This is a genomic window from Kitasatospora cathayae, assembly GCF_027627435.1.
Classification (GTDB): Bacteria; Actinomycetota; Actinomycetes; order Streptomycetales; family Streptomycetaceae; genus Kitasatospora; species Kitasatospora cathayae.
The window spans coordinates 6,452,047-6,468,932 of sequence record NZ_CP115450.1 but is presented as its reverse complement, the minus strand read 5'-3'; the positions used below and the strand labels follow the sequence as shown (position 1 = coordinate 6,468,932).

The 16,886-nt window shown below is 70.6% G+C and carries 34 protein-coding genes; 4 read left to right on the top strand and 30 right to left on the bottom strand.

What is annotated here, in order from left to right; genetic code table 11:
* Window positions 1-38: 38 nt before the first annotated feature.
* The 7 genes from O1G21_RS29120 to O1G21_RS29090 form a co-directional block, all read right to left on the bottom strand.
* Window positions 39-224: a hypothetical protein gene (locus tag O1G21_RS29120; protein WP_270147842.1), complete on the bottom strand. Its 186-nt coding sequence runs from the start codon at window positions 222-224 to the stop codon at window positions 39-41.
* Window positions 221-1,708: a DNA cytosine methyltransferase gene (locus O1G21_RS29115; RefSeq protein WP_270147841.1), complete on the bottom strand. Its 1,488-nt coding sequence runs from the start codon at window positions 1,706-1,708 to the stop codon at window positions 221-223. The genes O1G21_RS29120 and O1G21_RS29115 overlap by 4 nt, the downstream gene beginning before the upstream one ends.
* Window positions 1,709-1,725: 17 nt before the next feature.
* Window positions 1,726-2,007, bottom strand: a complete 282-nt coding sequence (locus tag O1G21_RS29110) for a hypothetical protein (protein WP_270147840.1) — start codon at window positions 2,005-2,007, stop codon at window positions 1,726-1,728.
* Window positions 2,004-2,336 (bottom strand): hypothetical protein, encoded by a 333-nt coding sequence (locus O1G21_RS29105; protein WP_270147838.1) that lies wholly within the window; start codon window positions 2,334-2,336, stop codon window positions 2,004-2,006. The genes O1G21_RS29110 and O1G21_RS29105 overlap by 4 nt, the downstream gene beginning before the upstream one ends.
* Window positions 2,337-2,403: 67 nt before the next feature.
* Complete coding sequence (locus O1G21_RS29100; protein ID WP_270147837.1) at window positions 2,404-2,610, bottom strand: hypothetical protein; 207 nt, start codon at window positions 2,608-2,610, stop codon at window positions 2,404-2,406.
* 14 nt (window positions 2,611-2,624) lie between these two features.
* Window positions 2,625-2,816 carry a hypothetical protein gene (locus tag O1G21_RS29095; protein WP_270147835.1) on the bottom strand — a complete coding sequence of 64 codons (192 nt, stop codon included), beginning with the start codon at window positions 2,814-2,816 and terminating at the stop codon, window positions 2,625-2,627.
* A gap of 77 nt (window positions 2,817-2,893) precedes the next feature.
* Window positions 2,894-3,616, bottom strand: a complete 723-nt coding sequence (locus tag O1G21_RS29090; RefSeq protein WP_270147833.1) for a hypothetical protein — start codon at window positions 3,614-3,616, stop codon at window positions 2,894-2,896.
* Window positions 3,617-3,701: 85 nt separating this feature from the next.
* Between O1G21_RS29090 and O1G21_RS29085 the strand changes: the two genes are divergently transcribed.
* Entirely contained in the window at window positions 3,702-3,890 is a 189-nt protein-coding gene (locus tag O1G21_RS29085; RefSeq protein WP_270147831.1) for a hypothetical protein, read from the top strand.
* A gap of 207 nt (window positions 3,891-4,097) precedes the next feature.
* Here O1G21_RS29085 and O1G21_RS29080 read toward each other — a convergent pair whose 3' ends face one another.
* From O1G21_RS29080 to O1G21_RS28970, 23 genes are all read right to left on the bottom strand, one after another.
* Window positions 4,098-4,538, bottom strand: a complete 441-nt coding sequence (locus O1G21_RS29080) for a hypothetical protein (RefSeq protein ID WP_270147830.1) — start codon at window positions 4,536-4,538, stop codon at window positions 4,098-4,100.
* Between the two features lie 3 nt (window positions 4,539-4,541).
* Window positions 4,542-4,703, bottom strand: a complete 162-nt coding sequence (locus tag O1G21_RS29075; RefSeq protein WP_270147828.1) for a hypothetical protein — start codon at window positions 4,701-4,703, stop codon at window positions 4,542-4,544.
* Window positions 4,700-5,068, bottom strand: a complete 369-nt coding sequence (locus O1G21_RS29070; RefSeq protein WP_270147826.1) for a hypothetical protein — start codon at window positions 5,066-5,068, stop codon at window positions 4,700-4,702. The genes O1G21_RS29075 and O1G21_RS29070 overlap by 4 nt, the downstream gene beginning before the upstream one ends.
* On the bottom strand, window positions 5,068-5,457 hold the full coding sequence (locus O1G21_RS29065; protein ID WP_270147824.1) for a hypothetical protein: 390 nt from the start codon (window positions 5,455-5,457) through the stop codon (window positions 5,068-5,070). The genes O1G21_RS29070 and O1G21_RS29065 overlap by 1 nt, the downstream gene beginning before the upstream one ends.
* A gap of 10 nt (window positions 5,458-5,467) precedes the next feature.
* Window positions 5,468-5,665 carry a zinc finger domain-containing protein gene (locus O1G21_RS29060; RefSeq protein ID WP_270147823.1) on the bottom strand — a complete coding sequence of 66 codons (198 nt, stop codon included), beginning with the start codon at window positions 5,663-5,665 and terminating at the stop codon, window positions 5,468-5,470.
* Entirely contained in the window at window positions 5,665-6,231 is a 567-nt protein-coding gene (locus O1G21_RS29055; RefSeq protein WP_270147820.1) for a zinc finger domain-containing protein, read from the bottom strand. Before O1G21_RS29055 ends, O1G21_RS29060 begins: the two co-directional genes overlap by 1 nt.
* Window positions 6,228-7,163: a hypothetical protein gene (locus tag O1G21_RS29050; RefSeq protein ID WP_270147819.1), complete on the bottom strand. Its 936-nt coding sequence runs from the start codon at window positions 7,161-7,163 to the stop codon at window positions 6,228-6,230. The genes O1G21_RS29055 and O1G21_RS29050 overlap by 4 nt, the downstream gene beginning before the upstream one ends.
* 89 nt (window positions 7,164-7,252) lie before the next feature.
* The gene (locus O1G21_RS29045) at window positions 7,253-7,600 is read right to left on the bottom strand and encodes a hypothetical protein (RefSeq protein WP_270147818.1); all 348 of its coding nucleotides are present in this window, start codon (window positions 7,598-7,600) and stop codon (window positions 7,253-7,255) included.
* A gap of 139 nt (window positions 7,601-7,739) precedes the next feature.
* On the bottom strand, window positions 7,740-7,922 hold the full coding sequence (locus tag O1G21_RS29040) for a hypothetical protein (RefSeq protein WP_270147816.1): 183 nt from the start codon (window positions 7,920-7,922) through the stop codon (window positions 7,740-7,742).
* On the bottom strand, window positions 7,919-8,323 hold the full coding sequence (locus tag O1G21_RS29035) for a WhiB family transcriptional regulator (protein ID WP_270147814.1): 405 nt from the start codon (window positions 8,321-8,323) through the stop codon (window positions 7,919-7,921). The genes O1G21_RS29040 and O1G21_RS29035 overlap by 4 nt, the downstream gene beginning before the upstream one ends.
* On the bottom strand, window positions 8,320-9,075 hold the full coding sequence (locus tag O1G21_RS29030; RefSeq protein ID WP_270147812.1) for an exonuclease domain-containing protein: 756 nt from the start codon (window positions 9,073-9,075) through the stop codon (window positions 8,320-8,322). Before O1G21_RS29030 ends, O1G21_RS29035 begins: the two co-directional genes overlap by 4 nt.
* The gene (locus O1G21_RS29025) at window positions 9,072-9,599 is read right to left on the bottom strand and encodes a hypothetical protein (protein WP_270147811.1); all 528 of its coding nucleotides are present in this window, start codon (window positions 9,597-9,599) and stop codon (window positions 9,072-9,074) included. The genes O1G21_RS29030 and O1G21_RS29025 overlap by 4 nt, the downstream gene beginning before the upstream one ends.
* On the bottom strand, window positions 9,596-10,765 hold the full coding sequence (locus O1G21_RS29020) for an ATP-binding protein (RefSeq protein ID WP_270147810.1): 1,170 nt from the start codon (window positions 10,763-10,765) through the stop codon (window positions 9,596-9,598). Before O1G21_RS29020 ends, O1G21_RS29025 begins: the two co-directional genes overlap by 4 nt.
* A gap of 82 nt (window positions 10,766-10,847) precedes the next feature.
* On the bottom strand, window positions 10,848-11,222 hold the full coding sequence (locus tag O1G21_RS29015) for a hypothetical protein (RefSeq protein WP_270147808.1): 375 nt from the start codon (window positions 11,220-11,222) through the stop codon (window positions 10,848-10,850).
* Entirely contained in the window at window positions 11,219-11,512 is a 294-nt protein-coding gene (locus O1G21_RS29010) for a hypothetical protein (protein WP_270147807.1), read from the bottom strand. Before O1G21_RS29010 ends, O1G21_RS29015 begins: the two co-directional genes overlap by 4 nt.
* 44 nt (window positions 11,513-11,556) lie before the next feature.
* On the bottom strand, window positions 11,557-11,967 hold the full coding sequence (locus O1G21_RS29005; RefSeq protein ID WP_270147806.1) for a hypothetical protein: 411 nt from the start codon (window positions 11,965-11,967) through the stop codon (window positions 11,557-11,559).
* Window positions 11,967-12,407 (bottom strand): hypothetical protein, encoded by a 441-nt coding sequence (locus O1G21_RS29000; protein ID WP_270147805.1) that lies wholly within the window; start codon window positions 12,405-12,407, stop codon window positions 11,967-11,969. Before O1G21_RS29000 ends, O1G21_RS29005 begins: the two co-directional genes overlap by 1 nt.
* Window positions 12,404-12,805, bottom strand: coding sequence for a hypothetical protein (locus tag O1G21_RS28995; RefSeq protein ID WP_270147804.1), 402 nt, complete (start codon window positions 12,803-12,805; stop codon window positions 12,404-12,406). The genes O1G21_RS29000 and O1G21_RS28995 overlap by 4 nt, the downstream gene beginning before the upstream one ends.
* Window positions 12,805-13,068: a hypothetical protein gene (locus tag O1G21_RS28990; protein WP_270147803.1), complete on the bottom strand. Its 264-nt coding sequence runs from the start codon at window positions 13,066-13,068 to the stop codon at window positions 12,805-12,807. The genes O1G21_RS28995 and O1G21_RS28990 overlap by 1 nt, the downstream gene beginning before the upstream one ends.
* Window positions 13,065-13,238, bottom strand: a complete 174-nt coding sequence (locus O1G21_RS28985) for a hypothetical protein (protein WP_270147802.1) — start codon at window positions 13,236-13,238, stop codon at window positions 13,065-13,067. Before O1G21_RS28985 ends, O1G21_RS28990 begins: the two co-directional genes overlap by 4 nt.
* The gene (locus O1G21_RS28980; protein ID WP_270147800.1) at window positions 13,238-14,101 is read right to left on the bottom strand and encodes a hypothetical protein; all 864 of its coding nucleotides are present in this window, start codon (window positions 14,099-14,101) and stop codon (window positions 13,238-13,240) included. Before O1G21_RS28980 ends, O1G21_RS28985 begins: the two co-directional genes overlap by 1 nt.
* Window positions 14,102-14,217: 116 nt before the next feature.
* Window positions 14,218-14,457 (bottom strand): helix-turn-helix domain-containing protein, encoded by a 240-nt coding sequence (locus O1G21_RS28975; protein ID WP_270147799.1) that lies wholly within the window; start codon window positions 14,455-14,457, stop codon window positions 14,218-14,220.
* A 1-nt stretch (window position 14,458) separates the two neighbouring features.
* Window positions 14,459-14,701: a helix-turn-helix domain-containing protein gene (locus O1G21_RS28970; RefSeq protein ID WP_270147797.1), complete on the bottom strand. Its 243-nt coding sequence runs from the start codon at window positions 14,699-14,701 to the stop codon at window positions 14,459-14,461.
* A gap of 165 nt (window positions 14,702-14,866) precedes the next feature.
* Between O1G21_RS28970 and O1G21_RS28965 the strand changes: the two genes are divergently transcribed.
* The 3 genes from O1G21_RS28965 (at window position 14,867) to O1G21_RS28955 (ending at window position 16,861) form a co-directional block, all read left to right on the top strand.
* Window positions 14,867-15,289 (top strand): hypothetical protein, encoded by a 423-nt coding sequence (locus O1G21_RS28965; protein ID WP_270147796.1) that lies wholly within the window; start codon window positions 14,867-14,869, stop codon window positions 15,287-15,289.
* 107 nt (window positions 15,290-15,396) lie between these two features.
* Window positions 15,397-15,603 (top strand): hypothetical protein, encoded by a 207-nt coding sequence (locus O1G21_RS28960; RefSeq protein WP_270147795.1) that lies wholly within the window; start codon window positions 15,397-15,399, stop codon window positions 15,601-15,603.
* Window position 15,604: 1 nt separating this feature from the next.
* A complete protein-coding gene (locus O1G21_RS28955; RefSeq protein WP_270147794.1) occupies window positions 15,605-16,861 on the top strand; it encodes a tyrosine-type recombinase/integrase in 1,257 nt (418 codons plus the stop codon).
* The last annotated feature ends 25 nt before the right edge of the window (window positions 16,862-16,886 follow it).

The window sequence follows — 16,886 nt, the reverse complement described above, 5'->3', positions numbered from 1 at the left end:
GCCGGCCGCCGCCCGCGGGTCACGGGCGGCGTCGGGCGTCAGCGGTGGCCGGCGTTCCAGCAGTCGGGGCAGATGTCCCGGCCGCCGGGGCGCTGGTGCCAGCCGTGCGGCCGGGTGTAGGCCCGGACGTCGGCGGCGCGGCTGGTGCCGAACGGGGTGCTGATCTCGGCACCGCACTGCAGGCCGCTGTTGCAGCGGATGACGACGATGCGGTGCGCGCTCACGCGGCGGCCTGGAGGTCTTCGCCCGTGATGGACTCGACCAGAGCGGACATCAGCACCTCGGCGGCGGGCGGGGTGACGGCGTTGCCGTACTGGCGAACTTGCTCGCGCTTGTTGCCGAGCACGGTGTAGTCGGTGCCGAAGGCCATGGCGGCGCCGATCTCGGAGGGCGTGAGCATCCGGAACAGGCACTCCTCGACGTCGAGTTCGGGGGAGACGAGGGCGTGGCGGTCGACCGTGGTGACGGTTGGCGCGGGCTGGCCGGTGGAGCGGGCGGTGCCGTTGCCGTAGTACGGGACGAGCAGGCCCTCGGTCTCTCGGGTAGTCCGCGCCCGGAACGGCTCACGGACGGGGCGGGCTTCGTCGTTCCAGGTGCCGCCGGCCGGGACAACCATGGCCTCGGGGTGCACGAGGCCGTGGTGGTTGCCGGACGCGCAGACCGTGGCGAGCGGGTCGGAGGCGGGCCGGTGGTCGGAGCCGCCGCCGCGCAGTTCGGCGAGGAACGGCTCGAACCACGCCAGGCTGGTCTCGTTGCGGGTGGTCATGGTCCGCAGCGGGTCGTCGACCGGCGCCGCGGACTTGCCCTCACGGCCCTCGACCGGGACGGCGAGCGGGCGGGCGTACTTGGCGAGGCCAGCGCGGATGCGGGCGAGGGTCTTCGCAGCGAGGGGCTTGGTGCGGTCGCCGATGCGCTGGCCGGGCTGGGTCCAGTCGATGGCGGCGGCGGCCGGGAGGGCCCACGGCTCGACGACGGTCCAGCAGCCGGGGATGGGGCAGCGGTAGACGTACTGGGCGCGGTAGCGGCCCCATTCACGGTCGGGGTTCTTCCAGGACTGCACGGCCTGCACGCGGCCGTGGTTGGGGCAGTGCGCGTCGGGCCGGGTCCACTTCTCGATCTGCGGGGCCCGGTTGCCCTTGAGCCAGTACAGGACGTACATGCGGTCGCGGGACTGGGGTGCGAGCGGGGTACCGAAGCGGGGCCGGGCGTGCATGGAGTTGAGGTAGACGATCCGCATGTCGTAGCCGAGGGCGCGGATGGCCATGCACCAGGCGTCGAAGAGGGCCCAGTTGCGGGCATCGACGACGTTCTCGACGGCGCCACCGAGGACGGGCCGGCCGCGCAGCGACATCGCTTCGAGGTAGCGCGGGACGTCCCACATGGTGGCGCGGGAGCGGACGGCGGCTTCCTCGGGGAGGACTTCGCCGAACAGGTCGGGCTGCCGGTCGGCGCCGCGCTTGACGCCCTTGGCGACGGAGTGGTTGGTGCACTCCGGCGACGCCCAGAGGAGGTCGGTGCGGGGGTAGCGGCGGAAGTCGATCTGGGAGATGTCGGCGCAGTCGTGGCGGACCTCGGGGAAGTTCTCCTGGTGGGTGCGAACCGCGAGATCCCAGTGGTTGGCGGCGGTGGCGACCTGGAGGCCGGGGATGTTGTGCATGCCCTGACTGGAGCCACCGGCCCCGCAAAAGAAGTCCGTGACGGTGAGCATGGGTTGGGCCTTCCTGGTCAGCTGGTCGTGTCGCGGGCGGCGGCGAGGAGGTCGGCGGCGGCGTCCAGGCCGTCCGCCTGGTGGGCGGGGACGGTGGCCTGCCGGAGCATCTCGGCGGCCTCGGTGAGGGCGCGGTCACGGGCGGCGGCGAGTTCGGCGCGGAGCCGGCCGATCTCGGCGAGCATCGCGGTGTAGTCGTCGCGGATGGTGCGGGCGGTGAACTGGCTGGGGCGCTGGGCTCGGTAGCGGATGAGCGCCTCGTCGGCGCGGTCGAGCGCGGGCGGCGGGGTGTTGGTCACCGGGCACCGCCAGCGGGGTTGACGGTCTGCTGGAGCATGAGCTTCAGCAGCAGCGGGCCGAGCGTCTCGCCGCCGGAGAATCCCTCCTCGGCGAGCCAGCAGTCGGTGTAGCCCTGCATGGTGAAGTCGCCGCCCTTCCAGCCCTGGTAGGTGGTGCCGAGGGCCTCGCGGGCTTCGGCGAGCATGTCGCCGACGCGGACGTTGGTGGTGGGCTCGAAGGCGAGGTCGTAGTAGTCGCCGCGGTAGGAGTGCGGGTTGGTGAAGCCGTCGGCGATAACGAGGTCGGGGTCGGCGGCTTCGAGGGTGGCGATGAGGTCGTCGAGGGTCATTCGGGTCTCCGTGGTGGGTGTGTGTGGCGGGGCGGCCGGTGGGTGCCGGCCGCCGGGACGGGGTGGGTCAGCAGCCGACGCGGACGACGTCGATCTCGGCCTGCTCACCGAAGTCGGCGCAGGTGGTGGCGAGGTGGCGGTGGCAGATCCACAGCCAGTTGCGGGGGGAGTTGTCGCCGTGCTCGCGGGCCCGCCAGTTCGGGCGGCGCGGGCAGTCGCTGCGGATGCCGCCGCGGCATGTGGGCGGGCAGGTGAGCTGTTCGGTGTCGTTCATCGGGGTCTCCCGTCTCAGCGGGTGCGGAAGGGGAGCCGGGACGGGAGGACGGCCCGGAGGGAGACGTGCAAGGCCTTGACGTACAGCTCGTCATCACCGCGCGGGTCGTTCGGGTCGCTGATCTCCTCGACGATCTCCTGCAGCCGAACGAGGCTGTGTTCGCCGAGCTCGGCGCGGTACTTCCTGTAGGTCTCGCGCTTGTTCATGGCGATCTCCCTTGCAGATCAGAGGTGGTTGGCGGCTCGGCAGCCGGCACGGTCACGGCTGCCGAGCAGGCGGGTGGTCAGTTGCCCTTGCGGCCGGTCCAGTGGCACCAGTGGCAGCCGTCGCCGTCGCAGTCGGCGCAGGTCGGCGCTTCCTCCGCGTTGCACGTGCGGCAGTGGTTGGCCGGCCCGCCTTCGTGGTCAGTGCACATCCGGCCCCACGTGATGTCGTCCTCCTCCTCGGCGTCCTCCGCAGCGGCGTTGGCCGCGTCCACCGCGCACCCGTCCCCGCTGTAGAAGCAGCCCTCGGCGTTGAACGCTCCGTACTCCACGTAGCCGGGGGCACGGAACCCGTCCTCGCACGCCTTGATGGGGTCGCCGGCGACGTCCTGGCGCGGGGCGTTCCCGTGGCGGCAGGTGGCCGGCGCGGGCGCCTCCACGGGGACGGGCTGCTCAGCCAGTGCGGCGGTCTGCTTCTGCTCGCGGTCTGCCTTGTCCAGCTCGGGGAAGGCGCGGCGGATCTGCTGCTCGGCCAGCTTGAGCCGCTGAACGGTCTCGTCGTAGCTGAACTGGTCGGCCCATCCGTCGATGTAGTCCACGCCGCGGCGCTCCATCTCAGTGCGCACGGTGTCGCGGATCTGGCGGGCGTTGAGGCCGGTCATGAGCTCGATGAGGCGGTCGGCGTCGTCGACGTGGCGGAGGGCGGAGGCGAGGTAGGTGGCGAGGTTGCCGATGCTGACGCGGAAGGTGACGCGCATGTCGATGCGGTAGGTGCCGTCCTGGCTCATGGTGGCGGTGGGCATCTGTTCCTCCAGTTCACGGGTGGTTGACCACCCATAGATAACCACACTCTGGACAGGTGGTCAACCACCCTGCGATGATCTGGGCATGGCCAACATGCACAAGCACCCCGTCCGCGGGCTCCGCGGCATCGAGCAGCAGCTCTGGGACGACTTCGAGAAGTCCGCCCAGGCCGTCGACTCGGACCGGTCTGCCCTACTCCGACGGTTCATGGAGTGGCACACCGGCCGGCCCGACGCTGAGCTGCCCAAGCGCCCGGAGCCGCCGAAGGCCTGACGCGCCCCGCCCTGCAGCCGCCGGCCAGTGCCGCGCGGCGCTTTGTGCTGCCCGCGTCCGGGGCGGCCGGCCGAGGTCTGCTGACGCATCGTCGCCCTCCGTGGCGTGGCGGCCCGTCTGGGGGCCTGTGGGCTGTCGGGTGGCACTCGGGGTGCCTGGGGCCGTGCGCGGCCGTTGGTGGTCCGGTCCTGACCGCGCACGGGGCCGTCAGGTAGCGGGGCGGCCGTCGAGTGCGGCGCGGATGGCAGCGACCCACTCGGGGACGGGGAGCGGGTTCTCCCACCGGGTGGCCTGCTTCTCGGCGGCGTCGCACACCGCGTGGGCGGCGATGTAGCCGCGCGTCAGCTCGGCCATCTCCTCGGCGATGGTGGGTTCGACGCCGACGTACAGGGCGCGCTCGGCCTCCAGTTGCCGGACCCGGGCGAGGAGCTGTTCGACGTCGGTGCGGGCGGCGGCGATGAACTGGGCGATGGTGAGGCCGCCGTTGGGCGTTCCGGGGTTGGCGGTCTCGCCGATCCAGACGGGGTGGGGCTGGAGGTCGTCGGGGGTGCCGACGAGGATGTCGGTGTCGTCGGCATACCACGGTCCGGGGGTGGCGGCGTCGTGGCGGGCCTGGATGGCGTCGAGGTCGAGGGGCGCGTCGGTCATGGCTCAGGCCTCCTGGGCGGCGTGGTAGGCGGCGATGTGGTCGTGCTCGGCGTCGTGGTTGTCAGCGGGGTGCTGGTCGTGCCTCCACCAACCGCCGGTCGGGCAGTCGATCCAGTGGATGGCGGTGTGGCAGGTGGTGCACGTGGCGGGCTGGGGCTGGCTCATCGGGTGGTCTCCTCGGTGATCGTCAGCTGGCCGGCCGCTTCGATCGCGGCTCGGCGGGTAGCGGCGGCGGTCTGCCGGTGGTGGTCGCGGTCGTAGTGCAAGTGGCATGCCTGGCACAGGGCGCGCAGGTTGGCCGGGTCACTGTGCTCGGGCTGGTGGTCGAGGTGGGCGACGGTGAGCACGACCTTCGAGCCGGTGCCGTACGCCAGGCCGCCGTTGAGGTTCGGGCAGCGGCCGTCGTGGGTGCCGCGGCCGCACTCGCCGAGGCACTCACAGCGGCCGGCGGCCCGGTTGGTGCGGATGTCGAGGCTGATCTGGGGCCAGTCGGCGGGGTAGCGGCCGCGGTTCTCCGGGCGGATCGGCATCAGGCGCGCGCCTCAACGCGGGTAACGGTCCAGGTGCCGCCGGGCTGGCGGGTGATGGTGTCGCCGTAGCGGGCGACGGTGCGGGGTTGGCCGTTGTGGGCCCAGATAGTGAGGCCGTCGATCTGCGTGCTGACGCCGAGCGCCTCGGCGGGCAGCGGTGCCCAGTGCGGCTTCGACGGGCCGACCAGTTCCAGCAGTTCGCCGAGGTTCTCCGAGGTGAGAGTCCACTCGGTGGCGGCGGTGCTGGCGCACACGAGGCACGGGGTGAAGTCGGCGGTATCGGTGGTCCGGAAGACGCCGCTGTGGGTGAGGCGGGCGCTGTCGAGGGCCGGGCAGTTGGCGTCGAGGTGGTAGCGGGTGGTGCCGGGGATGGTGAACGCGGTGGTCACGGTGGTCTCCTCAGGCGGCGGGTTGGGTGGTCTGGTGGACGAGCCAGGCGTCGGCTCGGCTGGGGTGGCTGCCGGCGGTGAGGCGGCGGCCGGTGGGGGTGTGGCAGGGGGTGCCGGCCTTGGCGCGGCAGGTGGGGACGGGGCAGGGGATGGCCCACTCAGGCGGCCGCTCGCGGTGGCGCAGGCCCGGGGGCATCGGGGCGCCCATCAGGCGGCGCCTTGCTGGGCTTGCGCAGCCTTGACTGCGTCGAAGCGGCTGGGGTGGAGCTGGCCGAGACGCCGGCCCAGTGGGCTCTTGCATGGCCGCTTAGCCGGGGCATGGCAGTACGGGCAGCGGACGTCGAGCGCGCTGCGGACCCGGGTCACTGCGGCATCCTCAGGCGTGGGCACCTCGCGGCCGACGCCAGCGAGCAGTTCGGCAACCGGGCGGGGCCGCATGGACTCGCCGAGGGCGGCACGGGTGCGCTGAGCGCGAAGGGCGGCGAGGTAGGCGGGGACGTCGTCGGGGTCGGCGTCGGGGATCTCGGCCGGCAGGCCAGGACCCTGGATGTCGGCAGCGGCCTGTTCGCGCTGCTTGCGGACGCGGTGGCGGATGTCGGACGGCATGATCCAGTCGCGGGTGTCCGCGTAGTGGGCGGCTACGGCGGTCTGGGCTTGCTCGAAGTCGACGTCGCGGAGGACGAGGTGCCACGCCATGACGTCGGTCTTGCCGACGGTGCGCCGGTCGAAGGCGGAAGCCATGGTGAGGAGTTCGGCTACCTGGGACGGGGTCACTGGTGGTCTCCTTCGAGTGCGCGGAGCTCTTCGACGAGGGCGAGGCCCTGTTGGACGCGTTGGTCGGTGGTGGAGGGCCTGGGACCACTCGTGCCGGTCGGGGCGAGGCCCGCACCGGGCTGGCCGCGCATGGCTTGGAGGCGCATCTGGTCGTACTGCTGGCGGAGCTTGGGCATCGACCGGACGTTGGACCGCCAGAAGCTGTCGTTCTGGGACCAGTCGATGGCGCCGAGGATCTGGTCGACGGTCCGGCCGTCGATGTCGATGAGGCGGCGGGCTTCGTCGCGCCACTGCTTGGTGATGGTGGGCCGCTTGGAGCCATTGGCTTCGACGGCGTCGGCGAGGGCCCGGCAGACGCGTTCGACGTCGGCCCTCGGCGGCTCGTCGTGGCCGGCCTTACGGCGCGCACGTGAAGAAGTACGTAGTACTTCTTCTACCTCTGTCTCTGTCTCTGTCTCTGCTTCGGTTTTGGTTCGCGTTTGCTTCGGTTTTGCTGAAGCACTTGCTTCACCGTTTGCTTCGGCCTGAGAGGCGGCTCGACGGGACTCGCCCGAGCGCCTTCCACCTCGTTGACCTGCGGCGGAACGCTTCTCGCGGAGCTCTGTCACCTCCGCAGCGGACCTCTGATGGACGAGGTAGTCGTGCACGACGTACATGTCGGGCCCTCCGACAGGGCATCGCGGGCAGTCGTGTTCGCCCTCGTGAAGCAAGCCAACGCGAAGCAGTGCCGAAGCACTTGCTTCGGGTTTGCTTCCATCGGTCAACCGGGGGATCAGACGCTTCGGAACCAGGCCGTCGGTCAGCTGACGCGACGAGTAGCAGAGCGCGCTGACGTACAGCCACGCGGCCTCCCCGCCCACCTCGATGATCTTCGGGTGGTCCGTCAGCCCGTCGTGGACACGGACGTAAGTGCGCCGGTCCTTCTCGGCCATGTGCTGGTCTCCGGTCAGTTGGTGCGGGTGAGGGTTGGTGGCCTGGGGCGGGGGCGGTGACACCCCGCCCCAGGCAGATCAGGCAGGCGTCAGCCCTGGGCGGCCTGCTTGGCCCGTGCCTCGACGGCGGCCTCGTACTCGTCGACCCACTGCCGCGGGTTGTGGCCCAGCGCGACGGCGCGATCCCACGCGTACTCAGGCAGGGCGCCGTCATCGAGGTACTCGGCGAGCTCCATGGCGACCCGTTCGGCAAGTTCGGGCGCCACCTCGGCGAGGGCGGCGGCGTAGTAGTCGGCCATGAAGCCGTGGACGACCAGGCCAACCTCGGCCCTGAACAACTCGGGCTGGCTGCCCGGCACGTCCATGGCCCGGTTGAGGACGACCATCCTGAGGAGGTCACGGCGCTGTTCGGCGATGGTGGCGGGGCTGTCGGTCATCTCGGGTCCTTCGGGTCTGGTGGTTCGGGGCGCCCGGCCTGCTTGGCCGGGGTGTGCTCGGGGCAGCGGGGGCCCGGGAGGTAGGGCCGGGCGGGCTGCCCGCAGTACCGCTGGTCCGCGGGCAGCCACTGCCGGCAGGTCACGCCGGCTGGTGGAGGTTGAGCGCTTCCAGCAGCAGCTGCTCGTCCGCCTTGTCGCGGGCCCGACGGCCGATGTAGTGGCGGGCCGCGGCGTACGTTTCCTCGGGCAGCTCGGTCAGCGTCATCGCGGAGCTGTACGCCTCCGCCTCCTTGGCCGGGTCCCGGCGCCGGGCGGCCGTCACGCCGCGTCCTGCGAGGCACGCTTGGCGCGCCGGTTGGCCGTGTCGATACGGTCGGCCTCGCGGCAGGCGTCGCAGACCGTCTGCTTCAACCGGCGGTGCTTGGCCGCCCCAGCCGTCGTACCGCACCGGGTCGGCACACGGATCTTGATCGGGCGGTCATGCCGGAACCGGACCCCCGCGGCCTTGGACCGGGCGTGCTCATCCACGCCACCCCACACGCCGAACTCGGCCGGCCGCGGTTGCACACGGCACCACTCGGTGATCGGGCACTGCTTGCAGAGCTGCTGGGCCTGCCAGACGCGGTTCATCTGCTCCGACGAACCGGCACGCTCCCCGTCGGGCGGGAAGAACAGCTCCGGCGCCGACGCACACGGCACAGGGCCTTCGAGTTCGGGGATCACGACGCCACCTCCTGTCGAGGGATGAGGGGCCAGTGGCCGTGAACAGCAGAGGCGTCGCGGCCCTGCCGAACCAGGTACTGCCGCAGGCCGTCCGCCTGCTCGGCCGCCCACACGACCTGGGCGGTGTGGAGGTCCGCCAGCGACGCGTTGCCGATGGCGGGGTGGCGCTCGGCGATCTCGTACGCCACCTTCACGGCGGCGAGCGCGTCGGCCGCAGCCTCGTGCGCGCCGTCAAGGGTGACCCCGTAGTGCTCGGACAGGGCGGTCAGGTTGCGCTTGCCGCGCCGGTACCGGTCGACCTGCCGGTCCAGGACCAGCGGGTCCACCACGACCGGCTCCAGCCCGGCGAGCTCGGCGAGCGTCCGGTGGCCGTGGCGCCGCAACTCCCGGTCCAGCATGGTCAGGTCGTACGGGGCGTTCATCGCGATGATCGGCGTGCCCTCGACGATGTGCTCGGCCAGCACGGTCGCGACCTCCAGCACCACCCGAGCCGCAGGCCGGCCTACCTGGCGGGCCCGCTCCGTAGTGATGCCGTGCACCTTCGCGGCGCCCTCGGGGATCTCCACCCCCGGATCGACGACCCACCCGAACCGGGTCGGAGCCATCCAGCGGATCGCATTGTCCTCGCGGTACTTCCACCGCTGCGGACCCACCCGCAGCACAGCGGCGGTGACGATCCGGTCCTCCAGCGGGTTGACGCCAGTAGATTCGACGTCGAAGCCGACCAGCGGCCGGTGGTGCCACGGCCTCACTCCGCACCTCCAGCGGTCAGCTCCGGCAGGACCAGAGAGGTCAGGGCACCGGACCGCCAGGCCTCGGCAACGCGGCCTCGGCCGCCCGTGTCGAACCGCACGCTGTGCGAGCGGGCCCGGGTGGCGCGGATCTCCACGCCCGGTACGGTGTGCACCTCGCCCGTCTCCTTGTCGCACCACTGCGGCACCCCGGCGGCCGTCATCTCCGCCAACAGCGCAGCCTGAGTGGCTGGCCGCACCTCGAGCACGAACCGCCGAGTGACTGCCCCCTTGTCGGGGTGGTGGTCACGGACCCAAGCAGCGAACGCCTCCGGGTCGGTCACCACCGCAGCCGGCGCCGGGTCGGTGAGCGACACCTTCGCCACCTGTCGGCCATCCGGCAGGACCGCGGCGACCTGCTGCACGCCCCGGTTCTTGTCCAGCTCGGTCTGCACTTCGGCCCGAACGGCCTTGAGCTGGTCGCCGATCTCGTCGGCGAGGGCCTTCAACACCGCCTCGCGGGCGGCCAGGTCGGCGAGGTTCATGCCGCACCCCGCAGGAGCTGCGTCATCTCGCGGATGGCCGCGACCGGAGCGTCCTCGACCGATACGCCGTACGACTGCCGGAAGTCCGCTTCGATCGTCCGCTCGACACCGTTGACCAGCGCAGCCGACCGCAGTGCGTCGATCGCGGCCTGTCGGTCAGGGGCTCCAGGCCCCGCAGCAGCTGCCGTCACAGCGACCCCCGTCGTGCCAGATCCGGGTGTGGAGCTGGACGGTTGGGTAGGTCCCGGCGTCCCGGACGGCCTCCCGCCGTTGGCCCGCAGCTGCCGGCCGCGCTCGACGATCAGCTCGCCCAGGGACATCGGGGCACCGGTTTCCGGGTGCAGGATGGCGGCGCCCAGCAGGCGGTGTCGCTCGGTCTTCGCGTGCAGGGCGAGCGCGCCGTCCACGGTCAGGGCCGGGTTCATGGCCTCGTCCACCAGGTCCACGGCGTCCGGGACCTCGACACCGTCCTCCAACCAGGCGAGGACCGTAGCTGCCATGTCCGAACCGGGTCGGTTGATGACAGCGCCGGACAGCTCGTCGCACCGGCTCTTGGAGATGACGAGTGTGTTCTCCAAGTCGAGGTCCCCGACGATGTCGAACTCGTACTCGATGCCGTCGCGCTGCTCGGCCTTCGTGCCGACCTTCTTCGGCTGCGGCTTCCCGCGCTCGTTCGTCTCGATGACCCACTCGGACTTCGTGCGCATCGTGACGATGACGTGCCCGGGGTAGGACAGCAGGGCGTCAATCATGGCCCGCTCGAACGGGCGGGCGTCCTTCCAGCCGCCCCACTGGCCACCTCCGCCGGAGCGCTTGCCGATGGAGTCGACGAGCTCCAGCATGCCGCCGGTGCCCATCCAGAAGTGGGAGAGGCTGTCGACGATGACGGCCCCGTAGCCGGCCTGTCCGGCGGCCGCGAGGGCCTTGACCAGGTCGCGGGGGTCGTACTTGGACATCTGCAGGGTGTCGAAGGTGAACCCGGCGCCGAGCTTCCCGGCGGCGTACTTCGACGCGGACCCGCGCTCGGTGTCGATCAGGGCGACGCGGGGGGCCATGTTGGTGGCCAGCGACAGGGCGGTGTAGGTCTTGCCGGACCCGGACGGTCCGGCGAGGGCGATGCGGGCCTTGGACTGCTCCCGCGTGGCGGGGGCGAAGGTGAAGCTCATCGGTTGTTCTCCGTCGGAGAGCGGCCGGGGCAGACAGCCCCGGCCGGGGTTGATCAGTTCTTGGGGCTGGGGAGCCGGCAGATCAGCCGGGCAGCGAGAGCCTCAGCGCGCGGCGCGACTCCTCGTCCAGCCCGAAGGCGACGGCCTGCTCCCGCGTGGGGTTGATTCGCCAGTCCACCTGGTACCGGCAGCCGAATCCGGTGGTGTCGGCCCAGGCAACGCACGTTGCCCACCTGCCATCGCCGAGCCGAGCCACGAGAGCAACGTCCACGCTGGCCCAGCCCTCGGGGCTGACCGCCCGCAGTTCGGTGATCTCGACGATCGACCTGGGCGCGGGCACCTCGCCGCCCTCCGCGTACTCGTAGAGGCTGGCCCACAGGTAGGAGTCCACCTCCACCTCGGTGTCGTGAGCGGCCGCCAGCGCCACCAGCGGCTCGTACTGCGAGTAGTCGCTCATCGCGTCGTCACCGCCCCGGCGTCGAGCATCGCGATCTCCTCGGCCGTGTAGCCGAGCGCGTTGTCGAGCTGCGAGTTCAGCGACCGGATGGTGGTCCGCTGCTGGTCGACCAGCGCCCGCAGACGAGACAGCTCGTCGTGCTGGCCTCGGTGCGCGGCCCGGATGGCCTTGGCGGCGCCCTGGTGCGCGGTCTCGGCGGCGACGGCTCGGGCGGCGAGGCGCCCGTTCGCGCGGCCCTGCTCAGCCAGGTCCGCCTCCAGGTCACGGACCTGCTCACGGAGTCGGGTCATGGCGGCGGCTGTTTCGGCCTGCGCGCGGCGGGAAATCCACGGCATCACGCCACCCCCGCCCGGAACTCGGCCTGCGCGGCCTCGCAGCACTGCGGCAACCCGATCGGATCGTCCCAGTCCGGGAACCTGGCGGCGTCCTCCTGAGTGAACACCTCCCACTCGTAGCCGCAGTGCGAGCACTCGTCGAGGGAGTCGCACACCACCGTGGCCGTGAGGCCTGGCTGCTGCTTGGCAAGCGAGCGGACGATCTCCTCGCACCGGCGCTGGTAGCCGCCCGGGATGTCGCCGGTGGCCATGGTGTCGGACATCGACATGCACCCGAAGTCGCCCAACCGGCGCGGGTAGACGGTGCCAGTGACCGGCAGGGCGATCTTCTGGGCGCCGTCGATCGGCGCCAGGGTGACCGTGCCGGTGACCTCGACGCGGTAGTTGCCGGTGACGGTGCGCTTGGCCATCAGGAGGCCCTCCTGTTCTTCTGGTGCGGAACCGCCGGGCCGACCATGGACAGCAGCACCTCGGCCATCCGCCGCGCGTCCACCGCCGCGTACCGCGCATCCGTCCCACCGAGACGCTCCAACAGCCCCTCGATCAGCGCGTCCTGCTCCGGGCCCGAGGCCTCGGCGATCGTCACCAGCTCGGCAGTGACGTCCTCCGGAGACTCGGCCACCTCCGCCGAGAGACCGCGCACCAGCGCGGCCACCAGCGGGTGGGCGTCCACCGCGATGCCCAGACCAGTCGGACGCACCCACAGCGGGTACGGGCCGTTGATCCGCTCGGCCGGCCGCTGCAGCATCCCGGCCGCATCAAGGGCGGCAGCGATCTCCTCGGGCGTCCCGGAGGTGTTGGCGATCAGGATGGCCGCCCGACGGACGACCGGGTTCATGGAGGCACTCATCGGGCACCGCCCTTCCGGGAGTTGGTGGCGCGGGCGGCCCTGCGGGCCTTCATCCGCGCGAGGATCTGGTCGTTCGACGGCTGCACCCACGCGTGCCAGCCGGCCGGGGACACCCACCGCCGCGCGTGCTCACGGCGCGGGATACCGCACAGCCCGCAACCGTCGGGCTCGACGCTCCGCAGGCGGTCCTCCCGCACAGCGTCAGCGCGGAGCTGGGCCACCGCCGCCGCGTAACCGAGCACGATCTCCTCCGACCACGAGTCCAAATCACCGTGGTCGTCCTGCCACTGAGCCGTCAGAGCCGCCTCACCCGGAACCGGCCGCCGCACCGGCAACTCCGCCGCGTGCTCAGCCATCCGCCGAAGCGCCGCCTCCTGCGCCTGCGAGTACTCGGCCATCACTGGCTCACCTCGACACCCAGCAGCCGCTCCAGGCCCCGCACCCGCAGGTGGGACACGTACAGCTCGTGCATCAGGCCCTCGATCGTCGCGTGCATCGACCCGAACAAGCGCGCGGCCTCGATGGACTCCATGAAGGCGCCCGGACGGGCCTGCAGCGCGTTCACCCGATCCACCACCGTCTGGGCCCGCGAAATCATGGAGCCCTCCAGCAAGCCAGCCTCGACGGCCTCCTGCAGCGACATCACCTGCGGCGCGTTCATCGGGCACCGCCCGTCCGCGCCGCGTACTCGGCGACCAGGGCCTCCGTCGCCGACGACCACGCCGGCAACTCCACGGCGGACACCGGGCCCTCGACCACCAGCACCTCAACCGGCACCGTCACCTCGGCGCTCAGCGAGTCGACCAGCGCGTTCAGCTCCAGCTCGCTCATCACGCAGCACCGCCCGCGATGCTCAGCTGGACCGGCGCCTGCGGGAACTGGGCCGCGTAGTAGCGGTTCCACGTCTCCTCGAACACCGGCAGAGCGGCGTACGTCCACGCCACTGTCTCCCGGACCGACCCACGCTCCGTGTCCTCCGTACGCATCCCCGGCCGCTCGCCGTACTCCGCCTCGTACAACGCCGCCGCACGCCGACCGAACCACGACTGCACGCTGAGGATGTCGACCTTCTTCAGGCCCTTCCCGCGCAGGAAGTCCGGCACGTACAGCGGCCGGTCCTCCGGCGCCACCTCGGGCTCCTCGCCCAGCGCCCGCGCCGCTACGTGCCGGGCCTTCAGCTCCAGCCACTTCGCGTCCACGATGCCGCCGGCCGCCGCCAACACCCGCATCTGCAGGGCCGCGAGCTCCGCCCGGTCCACTGCCTCCGACCGAGCCGCGGTCGAAGCGGACTCCTCGACGTTCAGCAGGTACTCACGGACCCGGTGCGCGACGTCCGAACCAGTCAGCAACTGGCCGACGTTCAGGACCGTCCGACGGGTGAACAGCGCGATGTGTCGGGCCGGCGGGAGCGTAAGGTCCCCGAGGGACCTAACGAACTCGGCTCGCTCAGCGCCGGACAGGACGTGGTACCCGTTCTCGACGAGTTCGGCCCGGTGGTCCTTGACGAGCGACTTGATCGTTTCGGTGCTGACCTCGTAGAAGCCAGCAACCAGCTCGGTCGTCGCGTGCACGCCGTCCGGGAGCAGGACGAGCGCCTTCACCTTCGTGAGGACGTCCGTCCGCTCGACCGTCGCCGCGCGCATCGTGCGGGACTCGGTCAACACCTGCTCGGTGTTCTCTGCCAAGATGGACAAGGTCCACCTCTCCTTCGTGTTTCTGGTGTGGTGGTGGGCCGCTGGGCCTTCGCGGGCGGCATCCGGGTGCGACCGGGTGACTGCCGGGCGGGGGCCCGACCCATGTCAGGGGTCGATCAGGCCGCGCGGCGACGGCCGCGGGGGACGGCCACGGGCGCCCGGTGCAGGCGGTAGATCTCAGCCAGGTCGGCCTCGGAGATCACGATTCGCCGGCCGATGCGGCTGTGAGGCCATCCCTCGTGGTTGATCCCGTCACGGATCGCGCGCTCGCCGACCCGAATGCGGCGGGCGGCTTCTTTGACGTTGTAGTAGCCGGTGTCGTCAACAACCGGGTCGGGCTGGATGGCGGTTGCCATGTCAGGTCCTCTGTGTACGGGCCTCGCCGGGGGCGAGGAGCTCGTCATCAGCGGCGCCGAGGTGGCGGCGGAGAGCTGCATAGACGCTCGGCCGGACCCTGCGGCGCGTGCCCGTTTCGATCCGCGACAGGTAGTTGGCAGTGATGCCGACCTGTTCCGCGAGCGTGCTCATGTCCACGCCTGCGTGTTTCCGAATTCTGCGGATGGCTGGACCGTCGACCTCGACGGTGGATCGCTCGGGCATGGCTCGAAGGTATCAGCTTCCATCAGCTTGCGCTAGCAGTAATTGGCGATAGCTTGCTCATGGTGGCCGCAAGTAGCAGATAGTGGTGACGGGAGGTGGGCGAAAACCAGCCCAGGTGGCAGGCCCTCCTGACAGTGACCAGACGGTCCTGTCATGATGTGTGTCATGCCTGGACAAGCTGATGGCCTGCACCGACTCGCCGAGACGGTCTCGCGCCGGCGCGCTGAGCTCCGCCTCTCGCGGGACGCCTGCGCGCGCCAGGCGAAGATGAGCATCACTACGTGGCGTCGGGTGGAAGAAGGCCAGCCGGTCCGCGATATCACCTACGCGCGCGTCGACGAGGTGATGGGCTGGCCACTAGGCACCAGCGCAAGAGTCATCGAGGACTCCGACTACTCCCCCATTGCCTCCGAGGTCGTCAAGGGCGCCCGCTTCTCGAAAGCACCCCTGAGCAGCGAGGCACTGCGGCAGGCGATCCAGAACGCCACGATCGCTACCGCACCAGAGTTGACTGGTGCTCAGATTCAGGAGCTTCAGGAGAAGGCCATCGAGGAACTTCGCCGGCAGGGGCTGCTTCCGAGCGACTGACGGATATACCCGGCGGCATATGCCTGTAAACGGCTAGTCACGGCCAGTCATCTTGTGGAATGATTGCCCCCACTTGGGGGCGCCATCTCTCACACAGGGATGGGCCAATGCACGTGTGCACAACCGCCGACCTCGGACCCTCATTCATCGCCTGGGCCGGCGTAGTGAACGGAAGCACCACCGCGCTCATCACCGAGCGCGCCAACGACGACGACGAGACCGCTGAACAGGCGGTGGAGCTGTTGCGCCGCCTCGGCATCGACTGCAGCACCTGCACGGCCTGCCCGCTTGGTCTCAACCGGCGGGTGAACTGACATGGGCTGGTCCGAAAAGCGCGGCAACACCTGGCGCGCCCGGTTCAAGCTGCCCAACGGCAAGTACGACTCCGAGCCCGGATTCCTCACGAAGGCTCAGGCCGACGCCTACTGGCAGGCTCAGGAGACCGACGTACGCCGCGGAGATTGGTTCGACGCCAGTGCTGGCGAGTCCATGACGTTCGCCGAGTGGGCTGACCAGTGGCTGGCGACGATCGACGTCTCTCCCGACACGGAGTACAACTACAGCAAGCGGATTCGACGGCTGAACCTTCGATGGGGTGATGTCCCGCTATCCCACATCACCACCAGCGCCTACCTGGTCTGGGAGAAGGCAACACGGCGGGAGCTATCCGCGAACTTCGCATCGGCCATCCTCCAGCTGTTCCGGATGATCATCGACGATGCGGTTGCGCACCGCCCGCCCCTGCTGAAGGTTTCGCCGATCCCAGCTGTGAACCGGCGCCGCGGGAAGTACGTCCCGCCGGTTAAAGAGGAAGTGCCCACACTCACCCCCGAGCAGGTGGAGCAGGTCGCCGAGAACGCCCGCGCTGTCTGGGGCCTCACTGGCTATGTGGCGATGCTGACGAAGGCCTACTGCGGTCTGCGTCAGGGCGAGTTGTACGGGCTGCGGCGGGAGTGGTGCTACCCGAACTGGCCGGCTTCCGATCCTGGGTGGCCGGACAATCCTGCGGGCAGGACTGCGGAGCGGAAGCGAGTGAAGGCCGCGCAGGAGCGCTACACGGACATGCCGGCGTTGCGCGTGCAGTGGCAGCACCAGTACGTGCGGCCGGTCGAAGGGGGCAAGCGCAAGCCGGAGCTGGTGTTGCCGAAGTACGGGTCTGTCCGGGACCTAGTCGTGCCACCGTTCCTGGCCAAGCTGCTGGTGGAGCTGCTGGAGTCACATGACAGCGAGTGGGTGTTCCCGTCGATGACGGGCGGGCCGTTGTTGCTCACCGACTTCTCCACCTACATCTGGAAGCCTGTGATCAAGGGGGCTGAGGAGCGGGCGGCGCGATCGGACTTCCGGCGGCCGGCAATTGGACCGCTTGAGGGGCTCGAGGATGCGGTCCCGCACTGGCTCCGGCACGCGATGAAGCGGTGGCTGGACGAGGACGGCCATCCGCGGGTTGCGGTCGAGACGCGCATGGGCCACCGGATGCAGGGGGTCGAGGATGTGTACTCTGGCGTTACGCCCACGATGGAACGGCGCATCGCCGAGTCGTTGCAGGAGCGCTGGGAGAAGGCTCGCAAATGATCTCCCAAACGGCTCCCACTTGATC